The 26794-nt window shown below is 61.2% G+C and carries 29 protein-coding genes, 1 tRNA gene and 1 pseudogene; 15 read left to right on the top strand and 16 right to left on the bottom strand.

Annotated features, from left to right (window positions below; all coding sequences use genetic code 11):
- Positions 1–37 precede the first annotated feature (37 nt).
- Positions 38–862, bottom strand: a complete 825-nt coding sequence (locus JYU29_RS10640; protein WP_213984769.1) for an IclR family transcriptional regulator — start codon at positions 860–862, stop codon at positions 38–40.
- 115 nt (positions 863–977) lie between these two features.
- Between JYU29_RS10640 and JYU29_RS10635 the strand changes: the two genes are divergently transcribed.
- From JYU29_RS10635 to JYU29_RS10595, 9 genes are all read left to right on the top strand, one after another.
- Positions 978–2126, top strand: a complete 1149-nt coding sequence (locus tag JYU29_RS10635; protein ID WP_213984768.1) for an acyl-CoA dehydrogenase family protein — start codon at positions 978–980, stop codon at positions 2124–2126.
- Between the two features lie 28 nt (positions 2127–2154).
- Positions 2155–3153, top strand: coding sequence for an acyl-CoA dehydrogenase family protein (locus JYU29_RS10630; protein ID WP_213984767.1), 999 nt, complete (start codon positions 2155–2157; stop codon positions 3151–3153).
- An 11-nt stretch (positions 3154–3164) separates the two neighbouring features.
- Positions 3165–4391 carry a CaiB/BaiF CoA transferase family protein gene (locus JYU29_RS10625; protein ID WP_213984766.1) on the top strand — a complete coding sequence of 409 codons (1227 nt, stop codon included), beginning with the start codon at positions 3165–3167 and terminating at the stop codon, positions 4389–4391.
- On the top strand, positions 4376–5146 hold the full coding sequence (locus tag JYU29_RS10620) for an enoyl-CoA hydratase/isomerase family protein (protein WP_213984765.1): 771 nt from the start codon (positions 4376–4378) through the stop codon (positions 5144–5146). Before JYU29_RS10625 ends, JYU29_RS10620 begins: the two co-directional genes overlap by 16 nt.
- 25 nt (positions 5147–5171) lie before the next feature.
- Positions 5172–6191, top strand: coding sequence for a TRAP transporter substrate-binding protein (locus JYU29_RS10615; RefSeq protein ID WP_213984764.1), 1020 nt, complete (start codon positions 5172–5174; stop codon positions 6189–6191).
- A 62-nt stretch (positions 6192–6253) separates the two neighbouring features.
- Complete coding sequence (locus JYU29_RS10610; RefSeq protein WP_213984763.1) at positions 6254–6775, top strand: TRAP transporter small permease; 522 nt, start codon at positions 6254–6256, stop codon at positions 6773–6775.
- The gene (locus tag JYU29_RS10605) at positions 6772–8058 is read left to right on the top strand and encodes a TRAP transporter large permease (RefSeq protein WP_213984762.1); all 1287 of its coding nucleotides are present in this window, start codon (positions 6772–6774) and stop codon (positions 8056–8058) included. The genes JYU29_RS10610 and JYU29_RS10605 overlap by 4 nt, the downstream gene beginning before the upstream one ends.
- Before the next feature lie 10 nt (positions 8059–8068).
- Positions 8069–8350, top strand: a complete 282-nt coding sequence (locus JYU29_RS10600) for an alcohol dehydrogenase catalytic domain-containing protein (protein ID WP_213984761.1) — start codon at positions 8069–8071, stop codon at positions 8348–8350.
- Between the two features lie 28 nt (positions 8351–8378).
- The gene (locus JYU29_RS10595; protein ID WP_213984760.1) at positions 8379–9158 is read left to right on the top strand and encodes a zinc-binding dehydrogenase; all 780 of its coding nucleotides are present in this window, start codon (positions 8379–8381) and stop codon (positions 9156–9158) included.
- A gap of 198 nt (positions 9159–9356) precedes the next feature.
- Here the strand turns inward: JYU29_RS10595 and JYU29_RS18515 are convergent, their stop codons facing one another.
- The 3 genes and pseudogenes from JYU29_RS18515 to JYU29_RS10585 all read right to left on the bottom strand — a co-directional run bounded on the left by JYU29_RS18515 (position 9357) and on the right by JYU29_RS10585 (position 9898).
- Complete coding sequence (locus JYU29_RS18515; RefSeq protein ID WP_213984759.1) at positions 9357–9557, bottom strand: hypothetical protein; 201 nt, start codon at positions 9555–9557, stop codon at positions 9357–9359.
- Positions 9558–9596: 39 nt separating this feature from the next.
- A pseudogene (locus tag JYU29_RS18510) lies at positions 9597–9710 on the bottom strand (hypothetical protein); the annotation flags it as partial.
- 111 nt (positions 9711–9821) lie between these two features.
- Positions 9822–9898 (bottom strand) — tRNA-Met (locus tag JYU29_RS10585).
- A gap of 350 nt (positions 9899–10248) precedes the next feature.
- Here JYU29_RS10585 and JYU29_RS10580 point away from each other — a divergent pair.
- Complete coding sequence (locus tag JYU29_RS10580) at positions 10249–11223, top strand: Gfo/Idh/MocA family protein (protein WP_213984758.1); 975 nt, start codon at positions 10249–10251, stop codon at positions 11221–11223.
- Positions 11224–11296: 73 nt separating this feature from the next.
- On the opposite strand, the gene mnmA is transcribed toward JYU29_RS10580, so the two are convergent.
- Positions 11297–12484 carry a tRNA 2-thiouridine(34) synthase MnmA gene (mnmA, locus tag JYU29_RS10575; RefSeq protein ID WP_213984757.1) on the bottom strand — a complete coding sequence of 396 codons (1188 nt, stop codon included), beginning with the start codon at positions 12482–12484 and terminating at the stop codon, positions 11297–11299.
- Between the two features lie 336 nt (positions 12485–12820).
- Here mnmA and sciP point away from each other — a divergent pair, with 336 nt between their 5' ends.
- Positions 12821–13096 carry a CtrA inhibitor SciP gene (gene sciP, locus JYU29_RS10570; RefSeq protein WP_213984756.1) on the top strand — a complete coding sequence of 92 codons (276 nt, stop codon included), beginning with the start codon at positions 12821–12823 and terminating at the stop codon, positions 13094–13096.
- A 149-nt stretch (positions 13097–13245) separates the two neighbouring features.
- Here sciP and JYU29_RS10565 read toward each other — a convergent pair whose 3' ends face one another.
- The gene (locus JYU29_RS10565; RefSeq protein ID WP_213984755.1) at positions 13246–13626 is read right to left on the bottom strand and encodes a flagellar export protein FliJ; all 381 of its coding nucleotides are present in this window, start codon (positions 13624–13626) and stop codon (positions 13246–13248) included.
- Positions 13627–14093: 467 nt separating this feature from the next.
- Here JYU29_RS10565 and ctrA point away from each other — a divergent pair, with 467 nt between their 5' ends.
- The gene (ctrA, locus tag JYU29_RS10560; protein WP_213984754.1) at positions 14094–14789 is read left to right on the top strand and encodes a response regulator transcription factor CtrA; all 696 of its coding nucleotides are present in this window, start codon (positions 14094–14096) and stop codon (positions 14787–14789) included.
- Between the two features lie 69 nt (positions 14790–14858).
- Here the strand turns inward: ctrA and JYU29_RS10555 are convergent, their stop codons facing one another.
- Together JYU29_RS10555 and chpT are read right to left on the bottom strand one after the other, a co-directional pair.
- A complete protein-coding gene (locus JYU29_RS10555; RefSeq protein ID WP_213984753.1) occupies positions 14859–15251 on the bottom strand; it encodes a response regulator in 393 nt (130 codons plus the stop codon).
- Positions 15252–15365: 114 nt separating this feature from the next.
- The gene (gene chpT, locus JYU29_RS10550; RefSeq protein WP_213984752.1) at positions 15366–15995 is read right to left on the bottom strand and encodes a histidine phosphotransferase ChpT; all 630 of its coding nucleotides are present in this window, start codon (positions 15993–15995) and stop codon (positions 15366–15368) included.
- A gap of 312 nt (positions 15996–16307) precedes the next feature.
- On the opposite strand from chpT, the gene JYU29_RS10545 reads away from it, so the two are divergent.
- On the top strand, positions 16308–16847 hold the full coding sequence (locus JYU29_RS10545) for a DUF1134 domain-containing protein (protein WP_250157392.1): 540 nt from the start codon (positions 16308–16310) through the stop codon (positions 16845–16847).
- Positions 16848–16942: 95 nt separating this feature from the next.
- Entirely contained in the window at positions 16943–18280 is a 1338-nt protein-coding gene (locus JYU29_RS10540; protein ID WP_213984750.1) for a coiled-coil domain-containing protein, read from the top strand.
- Here the strand turns inward: JYU29_RS10540 and JYU29_RS10535 are convergent.
- From JYU29_RS10535 to JYU29_RS10520, 4 genes are all read right to left on the bottom strand, one after another.
- On the bottom strand, positions 18239–19045 hold the full coding sequence (locus JYU29_RS10535) for a TrmH family RNA methyltransferase (RefSeq protein WP_213984749.1): 807 nt from the start codon (positions 19043–19045) through the stop codon (positions 18239–18241). The two genes, JYU29_RS10540 and JYU29_RS10535, sit on opposite strands and share 42 nt — an antisense overlap.
- 37 nt (positions 19046–19082) lie before the next feature.
- Entirely contained in the window at positions 19083–19403 is a 321-nt protein-coding gene (locus tag JYU29_RS10530; protein ID WP_213985038.1) for an ArsR/SmtB family transcription factor, read from the bottom strand.
- A 91-nt stretch (positions 19404–19494) separates the two neighbouring features.
- Complete coding sequence (locus tag JYU29_RS10525; protein WP_250157336.1) at positions 19495–20274, bottom strand: HugZ family pyridoxamine 5'-phosphate oxidase; 780 nt, start codon at positions 20272–20274, stop codon at positions 19495–19497.
- A gap of 6 nt (positions 20275–20280) precedes the next feature.
- On the bottom strand, positions 20281–21042 hold the full coding sequence (locus JYU29_RS10520; protein WP_213984748.1) for a 3-hydroxyacyl-CoA dehydrogenase: 762 nt from the start codon (positions 21040–21042) through the stop codon (positions 20281–20283).
- 167 nt (positions 21043–21209) lie between these two features.
- Between JYU29_RS10520 and JYU29_RS10515 the strand changes: the two genes are divergently transcribed.
- Entirely contained in the window at positions 21210–22292 is a 1083-nt protein-coding gene (locus tag JYU29_RS10515) for a Gfo/Idh/MocA family protein (protein ID WP_213984747.1), read from the top strand.
- Here the strand turns inward: JYU29_RS10515 and JYU29_RS10510 are convergent.
- The 4 genes from JYU29_RS10510 to JYU29_RS10495 form a co-directional block, all read right to left on the bottom strand.
- Entirely contained in the window at positions 22249–23466 is a 1218-nt protein-coding gene (locus JYU29_RS10510; protein ID WP_213984746.1) for a Gfo/Idh/MocA family protein, read from the bottom strand. The genes JYU29_RS10515 and JYU29_RS10510 overlap by 44 nt on opposite strands.
- 54 nt (positions 23467–23520) lie before the next feature.
- Positions 23521–24714: a choline ABC transporter ATP-binding protein gene (choV, locus tag JYU29_RS10505; protein WP_213984745.1), complete on the bottom strand. Its 1194-nt coding sequence runs from the start codon at positions 24712–24714 to the stop codon at positions 23521–23523.
- Positions 24711–25562, bottom strand: a complete 852-nt coding sequence (gene choW, locus JYU29_RS10500) for a choline ABC transporter permease subunit (RefSeq protein WP_213985036.1) — start codon at positions 25560–25562, stop codon at positions 24711–24713. The genes choV and choW overlap by 4 nt, the downstream gene beginning before the upstream one ends.
- 91 nt (positions 25563–25653) lie before the next feature.
- The gene (locus JYU29_RS10495) at positions 25654–26601 is read right to left on the bottom strand and encodes a choline ABC transporter substrate-binding protein (RefSeq protein WP_213984744.1); all 948 of its coding nucleotides are present in this window, start codon (positions 26599–26601) and stop codon (positions 25654–25656) included.
- Between the last annotated feature and the right edge of the window lie 193 nt (positions 26602–26794).

Here is a 26794-nt window from a genome sequence, read left to right as displayed (position 1 = left end):
CGAGAAGCGGATTGTTCCGCTTTATGCGTAGTAAATCCTATATCCGCAGCCGCAGCCGCTCAACAGCACGCCGCAACGCTTCCACCAACTCCGCTTCACGTTCCTCGAAATCATCGAGCATCCCGGCGACGCTTACGACAAGGGCACGGCCGCTGCGGTCGATCCCTTCGGGCAGAGGCATGGCGATCGCGCCAGCGCCGCGTGTGACATAGCCGCGCGAAAACGCGTACCCGCTGCGCCGCACCTCTTCGACCTGCTGCAGAGTATGAGCCGGATCGATCGTGACATCGGGAATTTCCGCGTTTGTTCGACGCACAAGCGCAGCGATTTCGGAGTTCGGCGCCTTGGCAAGCAGCGCAAAGCCCGTTGCGGAATTCACGAGAAGGCGTCGCGAGCCGATCGGGATATGGAACCGCAAGGCAGCACGGGCCGGCAAAACGTAGATATATTGAGAAAACAGGCCGATACGCGTCGCCACGAAGATGCCGGTGTCCACTTCCTGAGACAAGAGCTCAAGGCTGCCGATCAGCCGACCGTCGCGAATGGGCCCGCCATCAAGCCATGCGCCCAGAAGTGCGACGCGCGGCGTGGGCAGGAAAGTCCGATCTTCATCATTGAGCTCGAGATAGCCGGCATGAGCTAAGGAACGCAGCAAAACGGAAGTCGATGATTGCGGCATGCTGATAGCCCTCGCAATCTCCTGCGCCCGCGCAGGGCGGCGCACTTCCAGGAAGAACTCGAAGATCTGCAACACGCGAATGGCAGACTTTACCGATGGTCCATCACCTAGCCGCTGCGGATTGGGAGCGGTCGGAATGCCTTTCACGATCTCTGTCGCCGGCAAGGCTGGTCGGTCAGTCATTCAAAAGCCAAAATCATGTATGTGATATGATGGTGCGCATATGTGATTTCATGTTGCGCGGCTCTCGTCAACGGTGCCTACTCCTAGGACATGAACCACTTTGGGAGGAGCCTCGGTGGGAACATTCGATTTCCAGAACGTTGTTTTGCCAGCTGCGGCAGAACAAGCCCGTCACGACATCCGTGCTTTCCTTCAAGCCGAGCTGGACGCCGGCCGCTTCAAGCCGCATCGCTGCAGCTGGACCAGCTTCGACCGTGATTTCAGCCGTCGCCTAGGCGAGGCGGGCTTCATTGGCGTCACATGGCCAGAACGGTACGGCGGAAAGGACGCTTCAACGCTCACCCGTCTGGTCATAACGGAAGAACTGCTCGCCGCCGGCTCGCCATGCGGGGCTCATTGGATCGCCGACCGCCAATCCGGGCCGCAGATCCTGCGCCACGGCTCGCAGCGTGCCCGCGACGAGATCCTGCCGCGCATCGCTCGGGGCGAATGCTTTTTCGGCATCGGCATGAGCGAGCCCAATGCAGGATCCGACCTCGCTGCCGTGCGCACGAAAGCAAGCAAGGTGGATGGTGGCTGGCGCATCGATGGCCAGAAGATCTGGACCACCAACGCACATCAGGTGACTTATATGATCGTGCTGGCGCGCACCGGCGATGCGGGCCCCGATCGCCATGGCGGCTTGACCCAGTTCATTGTCGCTCTCGACAGCGACGGCATTGATGTGCGCGGCATCAGCGACATGGCCGGCAATCACGAGTTCAACGAAGTCTTCTTCGACAACTGCTTCGTGCCCGACGACATGATGGTCGGCAACGAAGGCGAGGGCTGGACCATGGTAACCGGCGAGCTGGCTTTCGAGCGCTCCGGGCCTGATCGCTTCCTGTCCGATTACCAGCTGCTGGCAACGCTGGTGGACGAGATCGGCCCTGAACCTGATCGCGGCCAGGCTCAGGCGATCGGCCGGATGGTGGCGCAGCTCGCCTCGCTTCGCCGAATGTCGGTGTCTGTTGCAGGCCTTCTCGACAAGGGCGAGCAGCCGACGGTACAGGCCGCCCTGGTCAAGGAAATGGGTACGACCTTTGAGCAATCGCTGCCGGAAATCGCCCGCACGATCGCACCAACTGAACCGACGCTCCTGTCTGATGACCGTTATGTCGGAGCCTTGGCTGAAACCGTGCTGCGCGCGCCGTCCTTCAGTCTGCGTGGAGGCACGCGCGAAATCCTCAAAAGCATGATCGCGCGCGGCCTCGGCCTGCGCTGAGCGGCGAAAGAATTTAAGGAGGCACCGCATGGACATGGCTGACAACGACATGGCCGGCATCATCAACGAACAAGCGCAGCGTTTGTTTGAAGGAACGGTGACACGCGACCAGCTGACCGCCGCCGACAATGGTGACTTTCAGGCGACCCTGTGGGCGCAGGTGGGAGAAGCGGGGCTGCCGCTCGCCTTGTTGCTTGAGGAAGCCGGCGGCATCGCGCTTGATCCTGTTCAAGCCTTCGAACTCATTCGTTCGGCTGCCTATTATGCCGTGCCGCTGCCGCTTGGCGAAACCATGTTGGTTGCCGCCTTGTTGAACGAAGCATCGGAGGGACCGGCAAGCCTCGCGCATGGACAAGCCGGTCAGGCATCTCGCGTGCCGTATGGGCAAGCGTGTTCGCGTGTTCTGGTGGAGAACAACAACGGCTGGCGCGTGTTCGAGCGCGACCAAATAACGGGCGAAGCCGGACGCAACCTTGCTGGGGAACCGCGTGATGCCCTACATCTGCAAGGTGACGGCCGTTCTGTGGAAAGGCCGCAGTGGCTGGGCGACGAAGGATTGGCAGCCGTTGGCGCTTTGTTGCGTGCCGTGCAGATGAGCGGCGCGATGCGTCGGGCGCTTGATCTAGGCGTTGCACATGCCACCGAACGCAAGCAGTTCGGCCGACCGATTGCCGCCTTTCAGGCTGTTCAGCACATGCTGGCCGACGCCGCTGTGCAGGTCGCTTCCGCCAGCGCCATCGCGGACAACGCGGCACAGGCCTGGGGCAAGGAGGATTTCGTTGTGCGTGCGGCCCTTGCCAAGGTGCGAACCGGGGAGGCGGCCAGTCTGGTGGCGCGGGTGACGCATCAGGTTCACGCCGCAATGGGAATCACCCAGGAACACAGCCTGCACTTCTATACCCGCCGCCTGTGGTCGTGGCGCGACGAGTTCGGCTCGGACGCTTACTGGGCGGAATGGATCGGCCAAGCGGTGTGCAAGCGCGGCGGTGCCGCGCTGTGGCCCAGCCTGGTTGCTGCGACCAGCTGAGGCGCAAGGCGATGATCCAAGAAAACCACCAACCCGCATTTCGTGGCCCGCTCAGCGGCATACGCGTGATCGACCTCACCAACGTGATCATGGGTCCGTTTGCAACCCATATCATGGCAGATATGGGCGCCGACGTCATCAAGATCGAAAGCCCGGAAGGCGACAGCCTTCGCGCTTACCAGCCTTCGCGCAATGCCGGCATGAGCGGCGTGTTTCTGCACCTCAACCGCAACAAGCGGTCCGTTATGCTTGACCTCAACAAGGATGAGGATCGCGATGCGCTTGACCGGCTGATCGCCACGGCCGACGTGTTTCTTCATGCGCTGCGGCCCGGCTCCATCGAGCGGCTTGGTTATGGTGCCAAACGCGTGCGCTCCTTGAAGCCCGACATCATCTTTTGCGGCGCTTACGGCTTTTCGGCCGATGGACCTTATGCAGACAAGGCCGCCTATGACGACATTATCCAGGCTGGTTCAGGCATTGCTGCCATGGCCGGGCGCATAACAGGCACGCCGGCTTTTACGCCAACCGTGATGTGCGACAAGCTGGCTGGCCAGGCGATCGCTTATGCGGTGATGGGCGCCCTGTTTGCCCGCGAGCGCGGCGCCGGCGGACAGGACATCGAAGTGCCGATGTTTGAAACCTCCATCGAGTTCATGTTGCTGGAGCATTTCGGTGGCTTTGCCTTCGAGCCCAAGCTCGGCAATCCCGGCTTTGCCCGGATATTGTCGCCGCGCCGCAAACCTTTTCGCACGGCTGACGGCCACTGCTGCATCCTGCCTTACAGCGATCGCAACTGGCATCGTTTCTACGACTTTGTTGGCCGCGATGACCTGAAGACAGATCCCCGCTTTGCCAAGCTGTCGGAGCGTGTCCAGCATATTGACGTCCTGTATGAGGTGATCGAGGACGAAGCGCCCAAACGCACGACGGCCGAATGGGTCGCGTTTTGCGATGAAGCCAACATCCCGTGCATGCCCGTTCTGGCGCTCGAGGATCTGCCCGATGATCCGCATATTCAGGCGGTCGGGCTGTTCGGCACCGCCGAGCATCCAACCGAGGGCGGTTACAAGCTGGTGCGCAGCCCCGTTTCCTTCAGCGGTTCGGCCTTTGAACTGCGCCATCATGCGCCCCGTCTTGGCCAGCACACGGAGGAGGTGCTGCGCTCGGTCGGCATCACGAGGGGCGATCTATTCGCGCCCGATCAGGAGGAGGAAAAGCAATGTCCGGCAATCTGACCTACACCGTCGAGAACGGCATCGGCACGATCACGCTCGACCGCCCGGAACGGATGAACGCCTTTACCTTCGACATGATCGACCAATGGCGTGAAGCGCTTGTGTCGGCCCGCACCGATGATGCGGTGAAGGTCCTGATCGTCACTGGCAAGGGCAAGGCCTTTTGTTCGGGCGGCGACATCGTGGAAATGGAAGAGCGCCTCGAACAACAGCCTGCACAGCGCAAGGCGGAACTGTTTGAGCGCATCGAGCGGATCCCGCTGGCTTTGGAAGATCTGGACAAGCCGGTGATTGCCGCCTTGAACGGAGCGGCAACGGGCGCTGGCCTCGACATGGCTCTGATGTGCGACCTTCGCGTTTCGGCACGCTCGGCGCGTTTTGCCGAAACCTACGTGAATGTCGGCCTTGTGCCAGGTGCGGGTGGCGCGCATTTCCTGCCGCGCCTGGTTGGCACAGCCAAGGCGCTGGAACTGTTCTGGACGGGCGATTTCATTGATGCCGAGGAAGCCTTGCGGATTGGGATGGTCAACCGCGTCGTTGACGACGAGCAGCTTGCGGATGAAACCCTGAAGCTTGCACAGCGCATTGCAAAAGCGCCGATCCAGACCGTGCGTATGATCAAGCGCGCCGTGCTGGGGGGCATGCGCAACGACCTGCGCACCAATCTCGATCTTATTTCGTCGAACTACGCCGTCGTGACCGCCGGCGAAGACCACAAGGCAGCTGTTCGCCGCTTCGTGGCAAAAGGCGGCTGAAATCATTTAAAGGGAGGAAACCTTGATGAAAATGAAGCACCTGTTTCTTGGCCTTGCGGCGTTGCCGATGGCCCTCGTTGCCTTCAGCGCGCAAGCGCAGGAGTTTACGTTGCGCGTGGCCGACAGCTTTCCAACAACGCACCCTTATTCCATCAACACCAAGGCCTGGCTTGATCTGGTAACAAAACGAACGGACGGCCGCGTAGCGTTCAGCTATTTTCCGGCCGAGCAGCTGGCGAAATCGGCGGATCTCCTGGACGCGGCTGAAAACCGCCTGGCCGATATCGTTTATGCCGCTCCCTTGTATCTGTCGGATCGCTTGCCGTTATCGACGGTGATTGCATTGCCCTTGATCGGCAACATCACAGATCCGCAGAAGCTCAATGACGCGTTCAACGAGTTGGCGCTCAATGAACTGAACGAGGCTGAACTCCTGCCGCAAAACGTGCGCGCGATCCGCACGCTGGCGACTGCGCCCTACCAGCTGATGCTGCGCGGCGACAAGATCGAGACCTTGGACGGTTTGAAGGGCAAGAAGATCCGCTCGTCCGGCGGTGTCCAGGAGCGAAGCGTCGCTGCATTGGGCGCGGTGCCTGTCGCCATTCCCGCACCTGATCTGTACCCGGCGCTGCAACGCGGCACGATCGACGGTTCGCTGTTCAATACTCCGACGGCCGCCGGTTACAAGATCCAGGAACAGCTGAAATGGTCGACTGACAACGTCAATCTAGGCCTTTTTCCTGTTCTGTATGTAATCAACGAAGATGTCTGGCAGGGACTGCCTGAAGACATCCAGACCATCATGATGGACACGGCTCGCGAAGTCGTGCCGCCGGTGATCCAGGCCGACAACGAGCGTCATAACGAGTTTGGCGAAGCTTTGAAGCAGAACGGTGGCGGCTATTACCAGATCTCGGATGCCGAGCTGCAGAAGTGGCAGGAACGACTGGAGCCAATCTGGGACAATTGGGTAAGCGATCTCGATGGCCGCAATCAGCCTGGCAAGAAAATCTTCGATCGCTGGACCGAGCTGGCAACACAGTAAGGCTTGGCAACCGGCCGCTGCATGTGCGGCCGGTGATCCTTCTCGCTTGAAAGGCCACGAAGATGGTAAGACGCGTTCTAGCCGCTGTGGAGAACCTTTTTGGTTGGTTCGGACTGCTGGCACTTGCCTCCTTGATGCTTCTGGTAACCGCAGATTCAGGCGGCCGTTATCTCTTCAGCGAGCCCATCTCCGGCGTTTACGAGGTCAGCGAACTGTATCTCATGGTAGCGATCGTCTTTCTAGGCTTTGCCCAGACGCAGCGACGGCGCGGCCATGTGCGCGTGGAAATGGTGCTGGAAAAGCTGCCGCTGCCCGTGCGCCGCGTGCTGGAAGTTCTTTACCTTCTCGCCGCCGCGTTTGTGTTCGGCTGCATTGCCTACATGGCGTTCCGCTCTGGCTACAACAACATCGCGGCCGGTCGCTGGACTACCGGCGTGTTTTCCATTCCCACCGGCCCAAGCTGGTTGATCGCCGCCTTTGGCGCGAGTGTCTTCACCCTGCGCCTCCTGCTTGATGCTTTTGATGCCGCCCGCGGTCATTCGATGGCTGCGGTTTCTCATACTCCCGAGGGGATCCAGTCATGATCGCCGGCGGTATCGTTGTTCTTCTGGTGGCGCTGATTGTTTTCGGCATGCCGATTGCCTTTGCGCTCGCCGTCAGCGGCGCGCTCGGGCTCTATCTTCAGGTCGGCTTCGGCCCGATGCTGGGCATTCTGCAAACCACGCCCTATCGGTCCTCCGCAAACTTTCTTTTGTCTACCGTGCCGCTGTTTATTCTCATGGCGGAGTTGTTGGCGCGCGGCACCATCGTGCGCGATCTGTATCGCGCCTGTTATATGTGGATGGGCCATATTCGCGGCGGCTTGGCATTGGCTGCAATCGCCGCCAATGTGGGCTTTGCCGTTTTGTCTGGATCATCAACCGCCGCGGCTGCAGCAATGTCTCGCATCTCGATGCCAGAGATGCGCCGCTACGGCTACAATGAAAGCTTTTCGCTGGGCGTCATCGCCGTGGGCGGAACCTTGTCGATCATGATCCCGCCGAGCCTGCCGCTGATCATCTATGGCGTGCTTACCGAGACGTCGATCGGCAAGCTGTTTCTGGCCGGTATCCTGCCGGGTATCCTGACCACGCTCGCCTACATCCTGACCATCATCTACAAGGTCAAGCGCAACCCCGAGATCGCGCCTGCAACCGAGCGGCATAGCTGGTCGGAGCGGATGAGCACGCTGCCGCGCGTGTGGCCGGCGATCGTGCTGGTGTTTCTGGTGCTGGGTGGGATTTACTCCGGCGCCATCACCGCCACGGAAGCAGCTGCGGTTGGTGCGGCCGGCGCCCTGATACTGTCGGTGGCATTTGGCGGCTTGCGCTGGAAAGGCGGCTACGAGGCTTTTGACGCAACCTTGCGCACGACTGCCATGATCTTTGCCATCATTATCGGGGCGATGGTGTTCGGCTATTTCCTTACAATCACGCAGGTGCCTCAAGCCTTGATCACCATGGTCGGCGATCTGCCCCTTCCGCCCTGGGGCATCTTGTTGATTATCCTCTTGTTCTACATCGTGCTCGGCTTCTTTATCGACCAACTCGCCATCATCATCCTGACCCTGCCGCTGGTGTTCCCACTCGTGCAGTCGCTCGGCTACGAACCGATCTGGTTCGGCGTGGTCGTAACAAAGACGGCCGAGATGGGGCTTGTGACACCGCCACTCGGAATGAATGTTTTCGTGGCAGCGGGCGCAGCCAACGGGCGCGTGGAAGACGGGTTCAGGGGCGTTTCGGCCTTTCTTGTCGGCGACTTCATCGTTCTTGCCCTGCTAGTCCTGTTTCCGCAGATCGTCACCTTCCTACCGTCCCTGATCAATTGAGGTCCGGCTGATGGATGATCTCTTGAAGCAGCCACACTTTGCAGCAAGCCTGCCGACGCAAATGACGGCTGTGGGTCACCCTGGGCCGCGCAGCCTCGATGAACAGGACGCGCTTGTTACCATCACCCTGCCCCTGCCGCAGCCCAGTCCACGTGATCTGCTGGTCAGGGTTCACGCCACCGCCGTTAATCCCATCGACGTCAAGTTGCGCGTCGGGGGCAAGGCAAGTGCTGAAGCACCGCGCATCCTCGGATTTGAAGCGGCGGGCGAGGTAGTGGGGCTGGGGGGCTGACGTCACCGGCTTCAAGCTTGGCGACCGCGTGTTCCATCCCGGACAGGTAAACCGCCCCGGCACCTTTGCAGAATACACGCTTGTGGATGAGCGCATCGTCGGCAAATTGCCTGATGCTGTTTCTTTTGTAGATGCGGCAGCCTTGCCCATGACGGCGCTCACCGCCCATGAGCTCTTGTTTCAGCGGATGGGGATACCTGAAGGTGCTGAGAACGGCAGCGTTCTGGTTATCAACGGCGCCGGTGGTGTTGGCTCCATTGCAATTCAGCTTCTGCGCGCCTTTACGGACATGACCGTGATTGCCACGGCATCTCGGCCGGAAAGTGGCCACTGGTGCAAAAAGATGGGCGCGCATTACGTGATTTCCCATCGTGAGCGGCTGTCGAAAGCGCTTGCAAAGCTTGATCATCAGGGCGTGGATTTCGTCGCCTGCTTGTCGCACACAGAGGCTCACCTGCCCGAGATCATTCAGTGCATAAAGCCGTTCGGCACGATCGGCCTTATCGATCAGCCGAAAAGCCTCGATATCATGCCGTTGCGCGAAAAAGCGCTTCGCATCGCATTCGAAGGCGTGTTCGTGAAAGCGCTCATGCAAACGACGGATATGAGCACGCAAGGGCAAGTGCTGACGCAGCTCGGGATGTTGCTGGCAGAAGGAGCGCTGCAAACCACACGCAACCAAACACTTGCAGGACTGACTGTCGAAAACGCCCGCCAAGCGCATATGGCCATGGAAACGGGTGCGACCATCGGCAAGATCGTCCTCGTCCCGCACGTGCAAGAGGCAAGAGGCGGTAAACTTATCTAAAACGACAGTTCTACGCTGATAAGGAGTAGGATGAGCGTCTGACAATCTACTAAAGTAGGAGCAGCTATCTGCTCGTTAGATACAAGAACCTGACTTTCGCGCTCGGCGTATCGGCCCATGTTTGCTACGTTAATAAGCCGAAGTTCATCGCCGAGGCCGTGCGGAAGATGGCTCCAACCATCGGTGCAACGACTGCGTTTATCGAGCCGGCAAGCCTCTGGTAAAAAGAGCTACTGCGAAAGCTTCAACTCGAAACTGCGCAACGAACCATGTTCTGCAGCAAATTCTTGTAGTTCCGGCGGGCGATGAAGCATTCTTCGGCAAGGCATCAAAGAGATATACCTGCAGCTGGCCGACGTTCTTCTGAAAGAGGCTGACGTAGTCGACGGTGTCGTTCATGCGGGTCACCCAACTCATGCATTCGACGAGGCGCTGGCGAGCCTGACGGTAGTCGGCGGTCCTCAACGAGGCTCTATAAAGGGAACGCCCCGCAACCATCGCCACGTGAGGCGCGAGTCGCGCCTGTACGTAATAGCGGCCTTCACGGCGCATGAGATAGGAAATTCGGGCCACAACATCTCCGCGTACAATCATGCGAGATGTCACACAGTCGACTGAACCCCTGTCCAAGCCTAAGTGTTTGTTTTTGCTAGCTTAACGGAGTGGTAGCGGAGGAGGGATTCGAACCCCCGACACAAGGATTATGATTCCTCTGCTCTAACCAACTGAGCTACTCCGCCACGCGCGGTTTGATGCTGCGGTTCATAAGGCCGCTGCCCGCGAAGACGGGCGGGATATAGGGCGGCAGCTTGCTGGGTGTCAAGCGAAGAGGTGGGGTTTACAGCGTTTTGCGTTGGACATTGATGATCAAGCGGATCGCGATGGGTGATGCAGCCCCCTATCTGACCGAATTTCATCAACAATCTGCGCTGACGGTATGTTTTTGTGACCCCTTGCGGCTCAAAGGTGCGTCCCTGCGGGGTTGAGTTCGGGGGAGCGGGCGAATATGTCCGGGACAGACAGTTTCGCTGTGCCGGCGATGTTCTTTCGTTGGCAACTTCTTGTTCCAAGTGCAGGCAGATCGATCATCATGAAACCGCGTATCGCTGTGCTTGGCTGCGGCTATTGGGGCTCCAACCATATTCGGACCCTGAAGTCGCTCGGCGCGTTGCATGCCGTGGCTGATGCCAATCCGGCGCGGGCGGAAGGGTTTGCGGTTGAGCAGGATTGCCTGGCGATCGATCCGGCCGAGTTGTTCGAGCGCTCCGATGTCGATGCCGTGGTGATGGCCTTGCCGCCGCAGTATCATGCCGAGAACGCCATCCGCGCGGTTCAGGCGGGCAAGGATGTGCTGGTCGAGAAGCCGATTGCGCTGACGGTGCCGGATGCAGAGCGCGCCGTGGCGGCTGCGCATGAGCATGGCCGGGTGTTCATGGTCGGCCATGTGTTGCGGTTTCATCCCGCTTTCGAGCAGCTGATGGCGCTGATCAAGGCCGGAGAACTGGGCGAAATCAAGTACATACATTCGCACCGTCTCGGTCTCGGCAAGTTCCATACCGAAAACGATGCCTTGTGGGATCTGGCGCCGCACGACCTTTCGATGATCCTGGCGATCACCGGCGAGGAGCCGGTCGAGGTTCGCGGCGAGGGGGCGGCGTTGCTGGATCATCTCAGCGACTTCGCTCATGTTCATATGCGGTTTGCCAGCGGGGTACGGAGCCATTTGTTCGCTTCAAGGCTCAACCCCTACCGGGAGCGGCGTTTGACGGTTGTTGGCACCAAGGCGATGGCGGTGTTTGACGATGGCGAGGTGTGGTCGCGCAAGCTGGCGGTTTATCGTCATGCGGTGTGGCAAGACAGCGGACATTGGGCGTTTACCGCCAATGAACCCAGCTATATCGCGGTTGGCGAAGGGCTTCCGCTGACGCGCGAGCTCGAGCATTTCATCCATTGCATCAACACGCGGGAAACGCCGCGGACCGATGGCGAGGAGGCGATCCGGGTGTTGCGGGTGCTGACGGCCGGCACCGTGGTGCACGACAAGCGGCAGGATGCAGCCCGCTAGATCGCGTTAAAAGCAGCAAATGGCAGCGGCTTAAGAGCGCCATTTGCGCATTTGGCAACGCAGAAAAGCGATTCTACGCGACCGACTGGTAAGGAATTGCCGCAAGTTGCGCGAGCATTCGCTCGGCATCGGCGTCACGTTCCGAGCGCACGATGAAACCGCCACCGAGCACACGCGAGTCGTCCGAGTCGTCTGAATAAAAGACGCAGGCCTGACCGGGCGCGATGCCCGATTCGCCGTCGGCGAGTTCCACCACGACCTGATTGTTATCCACGTGCAAGGTTGCCGGGCGCGGCGGGCGAGTCGAACGGACCTTGGCGTAGATCGCGAGACCTTCGGCAGGGATCTGGTCGAGGGCTTCATCGCCGAGCCAGTTGGTCGAGCGCAGATAAATCTTGCGGGTGGCAAGCGCTTCGCGAGGGCCGACGACCACGCGCGCATTTTCGGCATCAAGATGAACCACGAAGAGCGGTTCGCCGGTTGCGACGCCGATGCCGCGGCGCTGGCCGATCGTGTAGCGCAGGATGCCTTCATGACGGCCGAGCACGCGACCGTCGATATGAACGATGTCGCCGGGCGAGGCGGCTTCGGGGCGAAGCTTGGCGATGATGTCGCTGTAGCGGCCCTGCGGCACGAAGCAGATGTCCTGGCTGTCCTGCTTGGTGGCGACCGACAGGTTCATTTCTTCGGCGATCTTGCGCACGTCAGGCTTCGACATGCCGCCAAGCGGGAAGCGCAGGTAGTCGATCTGAGCCTGAGTGGTGGCAAACAGGAAGTAGCTCTGGTCGCGGTCGCCATCCACAGGGCGATACATGGCGCGATGGGCGCCGTTGGCACGGCTGCGGATGTAGTGGCCGGTGGCAAGCGCTTCGGCACCGAGATCCTGCGCGGTGGCGAGCAGGTCGGCGAACTTGACGGTCTGGTTGCAGGACACGCATGGGATCGGCGTTTCGCCGGCGGCGTAGCTTTCCGCGAACGGATCGATCACGGCTTCGCGGAAGCGGGCTTCGTAATCGAGCACGTAATGAGGAATGCCGAGCGTTTCGCAGACGCGGCGCGCATCATCGATGTCGCGTCCGGCACAGCAGGAGCCGGCGCGGTGGGTGGCGGCGCCATGATCGTAAAGCTGGAGCGTGACGCCGACGACGTCATAATTTTCGCGCTTGAGAATGGCGGCGACCACGGAGGAGTCGACGCCGCCCGACATGGCAACGACGACCCGCGTGTCTTCCGGACGGCCGGGAAGATCCAAGCTGTTCATCGCTAACTGCATCCCTTGGTTCATGATGCGGGGGTCAAGCTGCGGAGCAAGGCCGCGCGGTTATGCCCTTAGTATAAGGGGCCACAAGGCGAAGCGCTACCCTGCACGGTCGGCTGCTTCGCAAGCGTGATCGGCGAGCCGTTGCGACTGGAGCCCGGATCCCTAGCCCAGAGCCTCAGGCCGCGTTTCGCTAAAGCTCAAATCAAGTCCCCACAACTTCAGTAAGCGAAACTTCATAGTCGCCGTGCAAGCTATGACAAGGTTTAGGTAAAATTTAAGGCAGAGCCTTTAAACCTGGGTTCGATTAGGTCTTTGAGTTGAGTGTAGAGAGTACGGATGACCGATCTTATTCGCCCGCGTGTCAAGTATGTCATCGGGCCGGACGGTAGCCCGCTGACAGTAGCGGACTTACCGCCCACCAACACGCGGCGCTGGGTGATCCGGCGTAAAGCCGAGGTTGTGGCAGCCGTTCGCGGCGGCCTACTCAGCCTGGAGGAGGCATGCACGCGATACAAGCTCACCACGGAGGAGTTTCTCTCCTGGCAGGCTTCTATCGATGAGTATGGGCTTGCTGGCCTGAGAACCACTCGGATCCAGCAGTATCGGCATTAATCGCCGAACTGGACGAAAAGAAGACAGGCGGCCCCGTGGCCGCCTTTTTTCATGTCCGCTTTTCCCATCAACGGCGGGAACAGAACGCAAAAAAGGCAGCCGGTTGCGCGGCTGCCTTCATGTTTCGATTCAGGTTGAAGTCGGCTGGATCAGCCGATCATGGCGCTGGCGATCTGCGGCTCGATATCGCGAGCGCCACGCGCATCGCGCGATTCCAGCATCTCGGCGCGTTCCAGCTCGATCTCGGCTTCGGACAGCTGAGCCTGGGCCGCGCTTTTTTGCTGGGCGAGGTCGGCCTGGGAGTTCTTGAGGTTGTCGCGGCGCTGGCGCGCGGCCTTGGCGAAGGTCGGATAAGCGAAGTGGCTCGTATCCGTAATGCCGGCCTTCTTTTCTTCGGACGCGATCTGGAGGTCCAGCTCGGTTGCCATACGGTCGAATTCGGCGATCATCATGTCGAGCTGTGCCATCTGACGGCGCTTCTCATTGACCTGAAACCGCTTAAGCCTAACGAGATTCTCGCGGGACTTCATACTCGGATACTCCTTGGCGGCGACCGCCGTCCGGGGACGAGCAAGGTTCGCGCAACACTCCATGCCTAGTCTGCAGCCCGTTGCCTGGTGACAGGTGATGGGGCGACAGGAAACGAAATCGTAATCTTTTCCCCGCCCGGTAACCTTTCGTTTACGGGCATTGTTAATCATAGGCCCAAGGACTTAAGGGCGGGTAAAAATAGATGCGACGATCCTAATAGGTCGAAAACATCGAGTCTCCTGAATCACTTAGCGGCCATAAGCTCGCAAAAAGGATGATGGCGCGTCCCGACACTTAATGTTTGGTTACAACGGCTTGTGCCGAAATGTTGCAAAATTGGTTGTCGCTTGCCAAGCGGGATTAGGTTTTGTTAACCATTCGGTGGCAACTTTCTTAAGGGCGGTCGCTGCCATGTTCGGGTGAACATCGGTCGAGCGCGAAGTGGCGGCGAATAAGGGGATTTCAGATGCGCGTTCTGCTGATTGAAGATGACAGTGCAACCGCACAGAGCATTGAGTTGATGCTCAAGTCCGAGAGCTTCAATGTTTATACGACGGACCTCGGTGAAGAGGGCGTCGATCTCGGCAAGCTTTATGATTACGATATCATCCTGCTGGACCTGAACCTGCCCGACATGTCGGGTTATGAAGTTCTGCGCACGCTGCGCTTGTCCAAGGTGAAGACGCCGATCCTGATCCTGTCCGGCATGGCCGGTATCGAGGACAAGGTTCGCGGCCTCGGCTTCGGCGCCGACGACTACATGACCAAGCCGTTCCACAAGGACGAGCTGGTTGCCCGTATTCACGCGATCGTTCGTCGTTCGAAGGGCCATGCACAGTCGGTCATCACCACCGGCGACCTGATCGTGAACCTGGACGCCAAGACGGTTGAAGTCGGCGGCCAGCGCGTGCACCTGACCGGCAAGGAATATCAGATGCTGGAGCTGCTTTCCTTGCGCAAGGGCACCACGCTCACCAAGGAAATGTTCCTCAACCATCTTTATGGCGGCATGGACGAGCCGGAGCTGAAGATCATCGACGTCTTCATCTGCAAGCTGCGCAAGAAGCTCGATCACGCTTCGGGCGGCCAGAACTTCATCGAAACGGTGTGGGGCCGTGGCTATGTGCTGCGCGAGCCCGAGGAAGTGCGCGTCAGCGCCTGATCATCGATCACATCGAGCTTTCCGAAGAACCCGGCTTCCCGCCGGGTTTTTTGTTTCAGGCGGCCTGTTTCAGGCGGCGGTCATCGTGGGGCGCTTGTTGCCGGTGGAGCCGAAGCTCTGGCGCAGGCTGCCCAGGAGGTGGCTGCGGTCGAAGGGTTTCAGGAGATAGCCGGACGCGCCGGCACGCTTGGCGCGCATGATGGCGCCGATATCGAGCCGGATCAGGCTGATGACGATCTGGGGCTTGGCGTTGTTCAGTTGCACATTGTGCAGGAAGTCGGACATCGCCATGTCAGGCAATCTGGCTTCAACCAGAATGATGTCGGGCACCTTTTGGTCGCAATGCGCCAGGGCCTCGCGACCGTTGGCAGCTTCTACCACCACCATGTCCTGGCTTTCCAGAATGCGCCTTGCGACACGTCGGATGACATCCGACGCATCGACGATCATGCACCGCTTCATGCCCGTGTTCCCCTCCGCCGGCGTGAATTATTGCCAGACGAAAACTAGAGGGGGATCATGGAAGAAAGGCTAACGACATCGCGAGAACTTTAGCGATGTCGCAACAAAGGGCGATCAGCTCGCGGTCAGAAGGATTTCTTCCGGCGTGGTGCGGATGGAGATTTCCATGCCCGCTTCACGCGCCAGGAGCAGGGTATAATAGGGCTGAACCGAATGGGCATCGATCGGCTCTTCCGGCCGGCCGCCGCCGTGCAGTTCGAGGAACTTCGGCGGAACGCGCACCATCGGGCCGGCTGAAGCCAGGCTGAAGCGCGGCTTGGTGTCTGTGTCTTCCAGCGTGACCGTGATCTTGCCGCCGCGCGGAATGGTGCCGATCGAAATGAGGATCAGGTTGAGCAGAAGCTTGACCTGGTTCTTCGGAAGAAGGGCGCGAGCGCCGTTCCATTCAAGATCGGGCTTTTCATTGGCGAGATAGGCCATCGCGACGGCCTGCGCATCGCCTGTGTCGATCTGCATTCCGGCAGAACCGGCCGCGCCGAAGGCGATGCGAGCAAACTGCAGGCGGGCAGAGGCGTTGCGCGCGCTGGTGCGAATGAGGTTCATTGCATCTTCGTCGGCGCCGCCTTCATCCAGCAGCTCGAGACCGTTGTTGATCGCGCCGACGGGGGAAATGATGTCGTGGCAGACACGGCTGCACAGCAGCGCTGCAAGATCCGGTGCCGACAGCGTTACAAGCTCAGCCATGATGCATCCCCAATCTGATCGCATTCGAATCAAATGCGTTTGTTCCCGCTACTTCGCGGCATTGCAAGCTCTTCGCAAGCCACGAACGCTGTCTCGTTTGGGAGACAGCGCGGCGCAGCCAGCGGTTATGGTGAAGAAATCATGCATCTTAATGGTTGAAAAAGGATTGCGGCGTAGCGTCCCGGATCAAGACATGTCGGCAGCTTCGGCGCTGCGGGCATCAAAGGCATTGAACGAGGCCTGAACGGCTCCCAAACAGGAGATAAGCGCATGCTCTTGTCGTTTGCGAACAAGCTGGTGACCAAGCTGGGGATGCTCGTGCTGGCCGTGGGTCTGGCGCTGAGCGCCGCGCCCCGCGCACAGGCGCAGGAAACCTACACGGCCGAGGAGATCGTCGATTCCGGTCACAAGTTCTTCGGCGAAGCGTCCGGCGGGCTGGCCACCATCATCGAGCGGATCTTTTCATCCTACGGCCTGCCGAACGGTTACGTGCTGGGCGAAGAAGGCTCGGGCGCGCTTATTGGCGGCGTGACTTACGGCGAAGGCACGCTGTTCACCAAGAATGCCGGCGACCACAACGTGTTCTGGCAGGGACCGTCGGTTGGCTGGGATTTCGGCGGGCAGGGCTCGCGCACGATGGTGCTCGTTTACAACCTCGACGACGTCAACAGCCTGTACCGGCGCTATGGCGGCGTGGCGGGCTCGGCCTATGTGCTGGCCGGTCTCGGCTTCAACGTGTTGAAGAACGGGTCGATCCTGCTCGTGCCGGTGCGCACCGGCGTCGGCGCGCGGCTCGGCGTCAATATCGGCTATCTCAAGCTGACTTCGCAGCCGACCTGGAACCCGTTCTGAACATTAACCGGAACGCGCTTTCCTTGACCGGGGAGGTGGATTTTACGGTCTCCTCCGTGGCACAGTGATTTCGAGTTCACCGGTTCGGCGTTTCTGTGGTCATCCAGTCCATTCTAGCCTTCATCCTCGGCTTCCTGCTTGCGGGTCTGCTTGCCATTCTGATCGCGCCGGCCTATCGCCGCCGCGCCGAACGGCTGACGCGTCAGCGTCTGGAAGCGACCTTGCCGATGAGCCTGAACGAAATGCAGGCAGAGCGCGACCGGGTTCGCGCCGAATATGCCGTTGAGGTGCGCCGCGTCGAGGCGGATGCGAAATCGCAGAAATCGAGAGCCAACGAACGCTCGGTCGAGATCGCGCGGCTCACTGCGCAGTTGAAATCTGCCGAACAAACCAATGCCGAGCGCAGTGCTGCCGTTGCCGCGCGCGACGTCACCATTGCCGATCTCGAACTGCAGCTGACCGGGGAGCGGGACGCGGTGGCCGGTTTGAAGGACAAGCTGTCTTTCGCCGAGCGCACCCTTGCCGACAAGAGCCTGGCTTACGAGGAGATGAGCCGTCTTCACGAGGAAGCGAGCCTGGTGGCCAGCAACCGCCAGATCGACCTCGTGGCGCGCGATGGGGAGATCGACCGGTTGAGCGCGATCGTGACGCAGCTGCGGGCGCAGCGTGGCGAAAACGAGCAGAAGGTGCGCGAGCAATCGGCCTCCGAGCGGCGTGCGGGCGAGGATCTGAAAACGGAACGCCGCAAGGTGGTCGATCTCGAAAACACGATTGCGCGTTTGCTGCGCGATCTGTCCGACCGCGAGGAAACGCTGGCGCGCCGCGACCGGATGATCAGCCAGCTGCGTGGCGTCGAGGACGACGGGCCTGTTGCAGACCAGAACAGCGATCATGCTGCGCAGGCCGAGATCGAAGCGGGGCCGGATGCGTTTTCCCGGGAAATTGCGCAGCTTCAGCGGGAGCTGAAACAGGCCGAGCGCACGGAAGAGGAGCTTCGTCTCGAATTGACCCAGGTTCAGGCAAGCGCGATGCGGCTTGAAGCCGAGCTGGCGGATAGGGATGTGGGCGGGTCTTCCAGTGGGATGGACGGCGCGGTGGCGCGGCTGGAAGCGGATCGCGACCGGCTGGAAGCGCAGCTTCTGGCTTTGGCCGCGGAGAACGACCGGCTGCGGCAGCAGTCTGGATCGAGCGACAGCGCCGTGGCGTCTGCGGCGCCGAACGGTTTGCGCGACGACCTTGCCCAGATCGCGGCGCAGATGGTGCATATGACGCGGGTTCTGGAAGGGCCGGGCTCGCCGATCGACGCGGCGCTGGCATCGCAGGCATCGGTTGGTGGGCGAACGGGAACGCTGACGCTGGCCGACCGCATTCGCGCGCTGCAGGACGCGGCGTCAGTCGCGGAAGCGGCCAAGCCGGTGAAGGGCGATCGCTGAGGCGGTTGCGACGTTCAAACTGTCGAAACTCTGGGACATCGGAATGCGGACGGTGCGCAGCCGCTGCATGAGCGCCGGCGGCAGGCCTTCGCCTTCCGTACCGAGCAGGATCGCGGTGCGGCCGGACGGCGTAACGGCAGACAGGCTTTCGGCGCCCGACGGACTGAGTGCCACGGCGTTGAAGCCGTGCTGGGCGAGGCTGTCGGCCAGTTCGCCTGCCGAACCACCGCGCGCAAACGGCACCTTGAGCGCAGCGCCAACCGAAACGCGGATCGCCTTGCGATAAAGCGGATCGCAGCAGGTTTGATCGAGCAACACGGCATCGGCTTCGAAAGCGGCGGCGTTGCGGAAGATCGCGCCGACATTGTCGTGATTGGCGATGCCGACCAGAACAACCACCAGCGCATCGGCCGGCAGCTTTTCGAGCAGTGCTGCGGGCGAGGGTGGTGGTGTGCGCTGCGCGAGCGCCAGGATGCCGCGATGGATGTGGAAGCCGGCGATGGCGTCCATGACGGATTGAGAGGCGACATAAACGGGCATGTCGGACGGGGCCGTCGACAAAACGTCGCTGACGCCGTCGAGCCGGTTTTCCAGAACGAGCGCCGACAAGGGCGGGAAACGGCGGGCGGCGAACAGAACGGACAGGACGACCTTGCCTTCGGCGATGAAGGTGTCGTTGTCGCGCGCAAGATCCCGATCGCGCACGTTCCGGTAAGCGGAGATGCGCAGATCTTGCGGGTCTTCGATGCGGATGATGGTCGTCATGGCCGATCCGCTTTGTTCGGATGCAAGGCCGATGGCTTTAAACGGTCGCGGCCGAAGCCTTGTCGCCGTGTGATGCGCCGCGCTTGTCCTTGTAAAGCTCTTCCAGCGTGCTCAACAGGTTGCGCGTGACGGGCGACGACAGCGAATAATAGATCGTCTGCTTGTCGCGGCGCGTTTCCACCAGCTGGAGCTGACGAAGCTTGGCGAGGTGCTGCGACAAAGCCGATTGGCTGAGCTGCACGCTTTCCGCAATCTTGCCGACCGACATCTCGCCTTCGCGAAGATGGCACATGATCAACAGGCGTTTTGTGTTGCCGAGCATGCTCAGCAGCGCAGCAATCTCGTCTGCGCGTTCCATGATTGGCTTGGACACGATACCCAACTTTCAACGTGAACTGCTTGAAGCCGAAGTTACGGTCCGTTGTGTGCGAAAGTTTCACGATGCTAAATTATTCTTTGCTTGGCGGCTCAGGCGCCGCCGAAGCCGTGTCTTGCGCCTTGGCCACGAGCGCCACCAGAGCGGCGCGCGCGTCCTGGCGGGTTTCCACCCGCTGATCGAACCAGACGCGCGCCGTCAGGTCGCCGGCGGCAAGGTCGATGCCCTCGGGATCGATGCCGGTCAGGCTCCATTTGGCGGCGGGCTGGCCTGCAAGTTTTTCGGCATAAAGCGCCACCGCATCGGCATGGTCTTCGTTCATGTGCTCGAGGATCGGCGTTTCGAAGGGGGCGAGGCTGAACGCTTGGGCGGTGAGGCAATCGGCGGGTTCCAACCGATAGGCCTTGCCGAACCCGCCGTTCAGCGATCCGCTGCGGGGCTGGCAACGATAGATTCGGAAATCGGGCAGTGCGGCGTAAAGCGCTGCTTTGGGGACATGACGCAGGAAGCGGTCGGACATGCGGGCAAGGTCGACTTCGTTTTCGACGAGTTCGGCCGTGCAGTTCAGCGAAAGCCGGGGGTAAGCCAGCGCGTCGCCCTTGCCGGGTTCACCCAGCAACAAGGAACAGCGCGGGTCGTGTTGCAGGGCCTGCGTGTGCTGCGACAGGCCGGAAACAAGCAGGAGCGGCGCGCCGTCGCAATCGGTGGCAACGGCGACGCGGCTGACGAGTGGACTGCCATCGCTTGGATCAAGCACGGCCAAAGCGCCGAAGCGCGCGGTGCGCATCAGCGTTCTGGCTAACCGCACCGCCTCGTTGTCGAGGGGGCGAAGCACGTGTTCCGGCTTCGCCATTATTCGTTACCGTGGCGCCATGCGGATCGCGCCATCCAGACGGATGACTTCGCCGTTCAGCATGCGATTGCCGATGATGTGCATGGCGAGGTCGGCATATTCGGTGGGCTGGCCGAGACGCGAAGGGAAGGGCACCTGTTCGCCCAGCGACTTCTGTGCGTTTTCGGGCAAGCTCGCCATCATGGGCGTCCAGAAGATGCCCGGCGCAATGGTCATGACGCGAATGCCGTCGCGCGCAAGGTCGCGGGCGATCGGCAGGGTCATGCCGACAATGCCGCCTTTCGAAGCGGAATAAGCGGCCTGTCCGACCTGACCGTCATAGGCGGCGACCGATGCGGTGTTGATGATGACGCCGCGCTCGCCATCTTCCTGCGGTTCGGCATGGCGCATCTTGTCGGCCACCAGACGAATGACGTTGAAGGTGCCGAGCAGGTTGATCTCGATGACCTTGCGATAGGTGTCGAGCGGGTGCGGGCCTTCCTTGCCGAGCGTTTTTGCGGCCAGAACGATGCCGGCGCAGTTCACGAGAACGCGCGGGGTGCCGAGCTTCTCCACGACTTCGGCAACGGCGGCCGTCGCGCTTTCGTCGCTGGACACGTCGCACTTCACCGCAAGACCACCGATTTCGCTCGCGACCTTTTCGGCGCGCTCCATGCCGATGTCGAACAGCGCGACCTTGGCGCCCTGTGCTGCCATTGCGCGTGCCGTGGCCTCGCCCAAGCCTGAACCGCCGCCGGTGACGATTGCAACCTGACCCGAAAGATTCATTGGTTTTCTCCCGTTCCTCTTGCCCGATCCGCCGGGATCGTGGCCCCGCCGCTGTTTACGGCAAAGCTGCCGGCGATCAAACGAAAAGTCGGTTCGGCCAAATCGGACCGAACGGCGTTGTGTCATCCATCCACACAAAATTATCCGGAACAGGATAGGTTTTGCGCATGATCATATCGGCTCCCCATTCACCATCGAGCAACCGGCCGTTTGCCTGGGGCATCGTTGGAACAGGCGTGATCGCGGCGCAATTCGTGGCGGATCTCGCCGAAGTGCATTCCGCTCGCATCGGCGCCTTTGTTTCGCGGCGCGGCCAGGTGCCCGATGCGTTCAGGACGGCGGCGCCCGAAGCCAGGATCTACACGGCTTTGGATGCGCTTCTGGCGGATGACACGATCGACGCGATCTATCTGGCCACGCCGAACAGCCTGCATGCCGAACAGGCGATCGCCTGTTGCCGTGCGGGAAAGCCGGTGCTGGTGGAAAAGCCGATCGGGCGCGATGCCGATGAAGCCCGCGCCATCCAGGTTGAAGCGGCGAAAAGTCAGACCTTCGTCATGGAAGCGATGTGGAGCCGTTTTCTGCCCGTCGTGGAAGAAGCGCGCGCCTTGATCCGCAGCGGTGCGCTCGGCGACATCCAGAGCTTCGAGGGCGATCTGTCGTTCTTCAAGCCGTTCGATGCGGCCAGCCGGTTCTTCGATCCCGTGCTTGGCGGCGGGGCGGCGCTCGATCTCGGCGTTTACCCGCTGTCGATGGCTCTGCATCTGCTCGGGCAGCCGGAAAAGGCGGGTGGGCGCTGGTGGGCGGCAGAAACGGGTGTCGATATGCGCGCCCGGTTCGATCTGACGATCGGAGGGGCGACGGGGCAGCTGTCTTGCGGCTTCGACCGTGACGGCGACAACCGCTTCGTGGTGCGGGGAACGAAGGGGACGCTTGTTCTGCACGGGCCTTTTCTCAAGGCGTCGCGGCTCAGCGTTTCGGCACCTTGGCTGGAAAAGTTGCCGGGCTTGGGAAGCCGATCGCCGCTGCCGGGACGTGGCGGGCGTTTGTTGTCGCGCCTGCCGGTGCCGGGCCGGCGGATCATCACTCGATCCTTTGCCGGCGGCGGGCTTCAGTTCGAAGCGCAGGCGGTGATGCGGGCCGTTCGTGGGGCCAAGCGGGCCTCTTCGGTGATGCCGCTGCAAGCCAGCATCGCCGTGCTGGAGATCATCCAGCGTGTGCTGGCGCAATCGCCGGAAAATCGCCGCTGAAGGTGGAACGCAGGATGTAGGGCGCGGCATCGCGGCCGGCGTTCGACAGTGCCAGCACCAGTTCGGTGATGTGCAGCGAAACGGCGCCGGAGAAGAACGGCCGGCTTTGGCGCTTGATGGCCTCGGCCTGCGCGGCGATGCCGGCGCAGAAATCGATCTGCGAGGGGAAGTTCGGCAGGGTGAGCTTGCCGGCGGCGGCAATCGGCAGGGCCGTGCCTGGCTTGGGGCGAAGCGGCAGGGTGCGGCCGAGCCTGCGTTCGATGCGGCCGGCGATCTTTTCGGAAATGCGGCGTCCGGCAGCCGTCTGCTCGAGGCGCGCGGGCGAATGGTGGTTCCAGAGATCGTCCACCGTGATCGTGCCTGCATCGCCCAGGATCGTCAGGGAGCGATCCTTCGGCGCAGTCAGTCCGGAGGTCAGGCGGGCAACAACACCGCTGCGGAAGTTCAGGAGGCCGACGGAGAAATCCGGACCGAGCGGGACGCCGGCGGGCTGGCCCTTGTCGGGAAAGCAGAGTGCGGAAAAGGCCGTCAGGCTTTCGACCGGACCGCACAGCGCGACCAGCCAGGACAAGGCATAGGCGGCATGTTCGAGCGTGCAACCGACTTCGAATTCATGAATGCCGGGCCAGGGTGCGCCGGATGGCGAGCGCCAGTTTGCCCAGCGCTCGCGAAACACCGGACCGTCTTCCATTTCGGCATAGATCAGTCGTGGCTGGCCGATCGCATCGTCGCTCAAGGCTTTTGCGACCGCCTTGTAGCTGGCGCTGAGCGCATTGGCGGGTGCGGATGCAAGGCACAGGCCGCGGTCTTCGGCCAGCTGAACGAGCGCGGCGGCGTCGTCGTAGTGCATGGCCATTGGCTTTTCGCTGTAGACATGCTTGCCGGCTATCAAGGCTTGGCGCGAAACGGCTGCGTGGCTTTCCGGGCTCGTCAGGTTGACGACGATCGAGACGTCCGGGTCGGCCAGAAGCGCGTCCAGATTGGGATAGGTCGGGGTGTTGTAATAGCTGGCGAAGCGCTTCTGCTGGGCCGGATCACGGTCATGCACGCCCACCAGGGTCAGCGCGGGATGATTGCGCAGGGTGGTGATGTAATAATCGGCCACGAAGCCGGTGCCGACAAAGGCGATCCCTGTCACGATTATTCCCCAACCGGTACGAACCGGCTTCTTCATGCAGGAGAGACCCTTTCGCCGGAATGAACGGGGCCGGCGAAATCGCGCAGAGTGTCAGGCGCGGCGAACCATGGCGTGCAGCACATCCTGAATGCCGATCGCGCCGACGAAGCGGGATTGTTCGTCGAACAGCGCAACGGGTGCGGTGTGCGAGCGCTGCATGGCGCGCATGACCGTTTTCAGCGATGTACCGGGCTTGGCCCAGTAAACGCGCGGCGCATCGGGCGGCAGGGTCTCGTTGTCGTCGCAGGAGGTCCAGAGGGCTGGATGACCGTTGCGCTCGGCGGCGGCCACCAGCCCGTCGGGATCGACCTTGAAGCGGGTGGTTTCGCGGCGATCAAGCCACAGCCAGCCATCGCCGCCGGCGTCCGCCAGATCGCGCTTGTCGCGCATGACGTTCCAGGCGGTGAGCACGGAAAGCGGGTTCACGTTGGCGATGAATTCGCGCACGTAGTCATCGGCGGGATTGAGCACGATCTCTTCCGGCGCGCCGGTCTGCACGATCCGGCCGCCTTCCATGATGGTAATCTTGTTGCCGATCTTGAGCGCTTCCTCGAGATCGTGGCTGACGAAGACGATCGTCTTTTTCAGCTTGGCCTGAAGCATCAGGAGCTCGTCCTGAAGCTTGGTGCGGATCAGCGGATCGAGGGCGGAAAACGGCTCGTCCATGAGCAGGATGGGCGCCTGGGTGGCGAAGGCGCGGGCGAGGCCGACGCGCTGCTGCATGCCGCCGGACAGTTCATGGGCATACTTGCCGGCCCATTGATCGAGGCCGACGAGTGCGAGCTGTTCATCGACGCGCTTCTTGCGATCGGCCTGGGGAACGCCCGCGAGTTCGAGGCCGAAGCCGACATTTTCTTCCACCGTGCGCCAGGGCAGAAGCGCGAACTGCTGGAACACCATCGCAACGCGGTTTTGCCGGATCTGGCGCAAGGTGCGGTTGTCGCAGGTGACGACATCCACCATGCGGTCTTCATGCTTGACGAAGACCTTGCCGCGCGTCGGTACGTTCAAGCGATTGACGGCGCGCAGAAGCGTCGATTTGCCGGAGCCAGACAGGCCCATGAGAACAGAGATCTCGCCTTCTTCCACGGCCAGATTGGCGCCGGCGCAGCCGAGAACCGCACCGGTGGCAGCCAGGATGTCTTCGCGGCTTTCACCCTTGTCCACCATGCCGATGGCGCGCTGCTGCTGGGTTTGATCGCCGAAGATGATATCGACGTTCTGGAAATCGACTGCGGTGCTCAACGGGTGGCTCCCGTACGAATGCGCGACATGCGGTCGAGGATGATGGCAAGCACGACGATGGCGAGGCCGGCTTCGAGGCCAAGCGGGATGTTGACCGAGTTCAAGGCGCGCACCACCGGCTTGCCGAGCCCGTTGGCACCGATGAGGGCTGCGATCACCACCATCGACAGGCACAGCATGATGCATTGGGTCAGGCCGGCCATGATGGTGGGCAGAGCTGCCGGCAGTTCTACCTTCCAAAGGAGCTGGCGCTTGGTGGCGCCGAAGGCTTCGCCGGCTTCCAGCATCGGCACCGGGACGGACTTGATGCCGAGATAAGTCAGCCGGATGGGAGCGGGGGAGGCGAAGATCACGGTGACGATCACGCCCGGCGCGACGCCGAGGCCAAACAGGATCAGCACGGGAATGAGATAAACGAAGGTCGGCAGCGTTTGCATCAGATCGAGGATCGGCTGCAGCCAGGTATAAGCGCGTTCGTGATGCGCGGCCCAGATGCCGATCGGCACGCCGATCAGCATCGACATGGCGGCAGCGGACACCACCAGCACGAGGGTTTCGACCGTTTCGGACCAAAGGCCCTGATTGAGAATGAACAGGAGGCCGAGTGCTGTGCCCAGCGCGAGCTGCCAAGAGCGTTGCAGGACATAGGAAAGCGCGACGATCAGGGCGATCAGCACGAGGGGCGGAAGCCACATGAGGGCGTCGGTGGCGCTGGACAGGATCGAGCTGATGCTGCTTGCCAGCGAATCGAAGAACCAGGCGAAGTTCGAGGTCAGATAGTCGAAGAAGAGCTTGCCCCAGCGTCCCACGGGGATCTTGGTGGTCAGCATCTCGCCGGCGGCATCCATCCAGCCTTGGTCGGTTCCCATCGGACCTCGTCAGTTCAAGTGCAAAAGGCGGCGGCCGGTGAAAGGCCGCCGCGATCAGATGGTCAGGTTTTTAGCCGCCGAGCGCGGTGTTCACGGCTTGCGTTGCATCGCCGCCGTCGAAGGTGGTGACGCCTTCCAGCCATGGGGTCACGACATCCGGGTTCTTCTTCAGCCAGGCGGTCGCGGCTTCCTTGGGATCGGAGCCGTCATTGAGGATCGCGCCCATGATCTCGTTTTCCATGTCGAGCGAGAACACCATGTTCTTCAGGAGCGTGCCCATGTTGGGGCATTCCGTGGTGTAGCCTGCGCGTACATTGGTGTGCACGGTAGCGCCGCCGTAGTTCGGGCCGAAGACTTCATCGCCGCCTGCCAGATATTCGATGTCGAAGCTCGAATTCATGGGATGCGGCGCCCATCCCAAGAAGACGATGTCCTTCTCGGAATTGGTGGCGCGGCGGACTTCCGACAGCATGCCGGCTTCCGAGCTTTCCACGAGTTCGAAGCCCTTGAGGTCGAACTTGTTTTCCGAGATCATGTCCAGGATCAGACGGTTGCCGTCGTTGCCGGGCTCGATGCCATAGATCTTGCTGTCGAGCTTGTCCTTGTTCTTGGCGATGTCGGCAAAGCTCTTGATGCCGGCGTCGAAGGTGTATTTCGGCACGGCCAGCGTGTATTTCGCGCCTTCCAGATTGGTGGTGATCGTTTCCACCGACTTGTCTTCGCGGTAGGGCGCGATGTCTGCTTCCATTGTCGGCATCCAGTTGCCGAGGAAGACGTCGATGTCCTTGTTTTTCAGGGATGCGTAGGTCACCGGAACGGACAGGATCTGCGTGGTCGGCTCGTAGCCGAGCGCGTCCGCGATCACCGAGGCTGTGGCCGTTGTTGCGGTGATGTCGGTCCAGCCGACATCGGAGAAGCGCACCGTCTTGCAGCTATCGGGCTCGGCGGCCTGTGCGGTTCCGGCGGTAAAGGCCGTGACGAGAAGGGCCGAAGATACAAGCTTTACGGTCAGCGACATTCAAAAACTCCCATTGGATGGCAGGACGGCGGATGGTTCTCCTCGAAGGGCGAACGGAGCGGTGCCGCATTCTTGCCGAGGTTCGATTTGGCCGAAACGAACCATCAAAACGGCTGTTATGCAACCCGTCAGGGCGAATACCGGCGTAAATGCCGCCGGATCGCAGCGCGCACTTCCACCTGGGCGGTGCTTG

Origin of the sequence: Tianweitania aestuarii (genome assembly GCF_018457165.1) — a bacterium.
GTDB lineage: Bacteria > Pseudomonadota > Alphaproteobacteria > Rhizobiales > Rhizobiaceae > Tianweitania > Tianweitania aestuarii.
The sequence above is the reverse complement of the archived record's forward strand: the minus strand, read 5'-3'. Positions and strand labels throughout refer to the sequence as shown.